We start from the raw sequence: 3503 nt of genomic DNA, 5'->3' as shown, positions 1-3503 counted from the left end.
TCGTAACAAGGTAACCGTAGGGGAACCTGCGGTTGGATCACCTCCTTACCTAGAGATAGTAGTTTTTGTTGCAGTGCTCACACAGATTGTCTGATGAAATGTAATATGAGCAGCGCGTCTGCGAAGAAGACTCGATGTCCCCTTCGTCTAGAGGCCTAGGACACCGCCCTTTCACGGCGGTAACAGGGGTTCGAATCCCCTAGGGGACGCCACACTGCTCAGGCCCTGTGTGAAAGGCGGTGCCCCCTGATATTATTGTTAAGCGGGCTGTAAAGTCGGTTTACCAATAATAGCTCTTTAACAATCCGGAACAAGCTGAAAATTTGAAACACCCAGTCCCAGTCGTGAAGACGGGATTGGGGAGTCTCTCAAAACTCCAGTCCGAAGACACCTTCGGGTTGTGAGGTTAAGCGACTAAGCGTACACGGTGGATGCCTAGGCAGTCAGAGGCGATGAAGGACGTGCTAATCTGCGAAAAGCGCCGGTGAGCTGATATGAAGCGCCATCAGCCGGCGATGTCCGAATGGGGAAACCCAGTGCAATCCGTTGCACTATCATTAACTGAATTCATAGGTTAATGAGGCGAACCGGGGGAACTGAAACATCTCAGTACCCCGAGGAAAAGAAATCAACCGAGATTCCCCCAGTAGCGGCGAGCGAACGGGGAGCAGCCCAGAACCAGCATCAGTGTCAGCGTCAGGAGAACGGTCTGGAAAGGCCGGCAGTAAAGGGTGATAGCCCCGTATCTGAAGACGCTGGCAGTGGGAGTTCGATGAGTAGGGCGGGACACGTGGTATCCTGTCTGAACATGGGGGGACCATCCTCCAAGGCTAAATACTCCTGACTGACCGATAGTGAACCAGTACCGTGAGGGAAAGGCGAAAAGAACCCCGGCGAGGGGAGTGAAAGAGAACCTGAAACCGTGTACGTACAAGCAGTGGGAGCACCCTTTGGGGTGTGACTGCGTACCTTTTGTATAATGGGTCAGCGACTTATATTCTGTAGCAAGGTTAACCGTATAGGGGAGCCGCAGGGAAACCGAGTCTTAACTGGGCGTTAAGTTGCAGGGTATAGACCCGAAACCCGGTGATCTAGCCATGGGCAGGTTGAAGGTTGGGTAACACTAACTGGAGGACCGAACCGACTAATGTTGAAAAATTAGCGGATGACTTGTGGCTGGGGGTGAAAGGCCAATCAAACCGGGAGATAGCTGGTTCTCCCCGAAAGCTATTTAGGTAGCGCCTCGTGAAGTCATCTTCGGGGGTAGAGCACTGTTTCGGCTAGGGGGTCATCCCGACTTACCAACCCGATGCAAACTGCGAATACCGAAGAATGTTATCACGGGAGACACACGGCGGGTGCTAACGTCCGTCGTGAAGAGGGAAACAACCCAGACCGCCAGCTAAGGTCCCCAAGTCATGGTTAAGTGGGAAACGAAGTGGGAAGGCTCAGACAGCCAGGATGTTGGCTTAGAAGCAGCCATCATTTAAAGAAAGCGTAATAGCTCACTGGTCGAGTCGGCCTGCGCGGAAGATGTAACGGGGCTAAACCATGCACCGAAGCTGCGGCAGCGACACGCAAGTGTTGTTGGGTAGGGGAGCGTTCTGTAAGCCGTTGAAGGTGTGCTGTGAGGCATGCTGGAGGTATCAGAAGTGCGAATGCTGACATAAGTAACGATAAAGCGGGTGAAAAACCCGCTCGCCGGAAGACCAAGGGTTCCTGTCCAACGTTAATCGGGGCAGGGTGAGTCGACCCCTAAGGCGAGGCCGAAAGGCGTAGTCGATGGGCAACGGGTTAATATTCCCGTACCCGGTGTTACTGCGAAGGGGGGACGGAGAAGGCTAGGCTGGCCGGGCGACGGTTTGTCCCGGTTTAAGCGTGTAGGTGGGGTGACCTGGCAAATCCGGTCACCTGTTAACACTGAGGCGTGATGACGAGGCACCACGGTGCTGAAGTAGCTGATGCCCTGCTTCCAGGAAAAGCCTCTAAGCTCTAGGTAACATTGGATCGTACCCCAAACCGACACAGGTGGTCAGGTAGAGAATACTCAGGCGCTTGAGAGAACTCGGGTGAAGGAACTAGGCAAAATGGTGCCGTAACTTCGGGAGAAGGCACGCTGGCACTAGGTGAAGGGCCCCGCGCCCGGAGCCGAAGCCAGTCGCAGATACCAGCTGGCTGCAACTGTTTAATAAAAACACAGCACTGTGCAAACACGAAAGTGGACGTATACGGTGTGACGCCTGCCCGGTGCTGGAAGGTTAATTGATGGGGTTAGCCGCAAGGCGAAGCTCTTGATCGAAGCCCCAGTAAACGGCGGCCGTAACTATAACGGTCCTAAGGTAGCGAAATTCCTTGTCGGGTAAGTTCCGACCTGCACGAATGGCGTAATGATGGCCAGGCTGTCTCCACCCGAGACTCAGTGAAATTGAACTCGCTGTGAAGATGCAGTGTACCCGCGGCAAGACGGAAAGACCCCGTGAACCTTTACTATAGCTTGACACTGAACCTGGAGCCTTGATGTGTAGGATAGGTGGGAGGCTTGGAAGTGTGGACGCCAGTCTGCATGGAGCCAACCTTGAAATACCACCCTTGAATGTTTGAGGTTCTAACGTAGGCCCGTCATCCGGGTTGCGGACAGTGTCTGGTGGGTAGTTTGACTGGGGCGGTCTCCTCCCAAAGCGTAACGGAGGAGCACGAAGGTTAGCTAATCACGGTCGGACATCGTGAGGTTAGTGCAAAGGCATAAGCTAGCTTGACTGCGAGAGTGACAGCTCGAGCAGGTACGAAAGTAGGTCTTAGTGATCCGGTGGTTCTGCATGGAAGGGCCATCGCTCAACGGATAAAAGGTACTCCGGGGATAACAGGCTGATACCGCCCAAGAGTTCATATCGACGGCGGTGTTTGGCACCTCGATGTCGGCTCATCACATCCTGGGGCTGAAGTAGGTCCCAAGGGTATGGCTGTTCGCCATTTAAAGTGGTACGCGAGCTGGGTTTAGAACGTCGTGAGACAGTTCGGTCCCTATCTGCCGTGGGCGTTGGAAGATTGAAAGGGGCTGCTCCTAGTACGAGAGGACCGGAGTGGACGCACCACTGGTGTTCGGGTTGTCATGCCAATGGCACTGCCCGGTAGCTAAGTGCGGAAGAGATAACCGCTGAAAGCATCTAAGCGGGAAACTTGCCTTGAGATGAGTCTTCCCTTGTCCCTTGAGGACACTGAAGGAACGTTCGAGACGAGGACGTGGATAGGCTGGGTGTGTAAGCGTTGCGAGACGTTGAGCTAACCAGTACTAATGAACCGTGCGGCTTAACCTGACAACACCGAAGGTGTTTTGGGCTGAGAGAGCAGATGACAAAGTTTCAAAGCAGATGACAGCTTGTTCGGGGTTGAAACCAGGATTTGTCTGGCGGCAATAGCGCGGTGGTCCCACCTGACCCCATGCCGAACTCAGCAGTGAAACGCCGTAGCGCCGATGGTAGTGTGGGGTCTCCCCATGTGAGAGT

The 3503-nt window shown here is 54.1% G+C and carries 1 tRNA gene and 2 rRNA genes; all 3 read left to right on the top strand.

Going from position 1 to position 3503, the window contains the following annotated elements:
* Nucleotides 1-136 precede the first annotated feature (136 nt).
* The 3 genes from Xvie_RS26645 (at nt 137) to rrf (ending at nt 3503) form a co-directional block, all read left to right on the top strand.
* A tRNA-Glu gene (locus tag Xvie_RS26645) sits at nt 137-212 on the top strand.
* A 192-nt stretch (nt 213-404) separates the two neighbouring features.
* Nucleotides 405-3314 (top strand): 23S ribosomal RNA (locus Xvie_RS26640).
* Between the two features lie 88 nt (nt 3315-3402).
* Nucleotides 3403-3503: ribosomal RNA gene (gene rrf / locus Xvie_RS26635) — 5S ribosomal RNA — on the top strand.

It is taken from the genome of Xenorhabdus vietnamensis (assembly GCF_002127535.1).
GTDB lineage: Bacteria > Pseudomonadota > Gammaproteobacteria > Enterobacterales > Enterobacteriaceae > Xenorhabdus > Xenorhabdus vietnamensis.
This window is presented reverse-complemented; position numbering and strand designations above follow the sequence as displayed.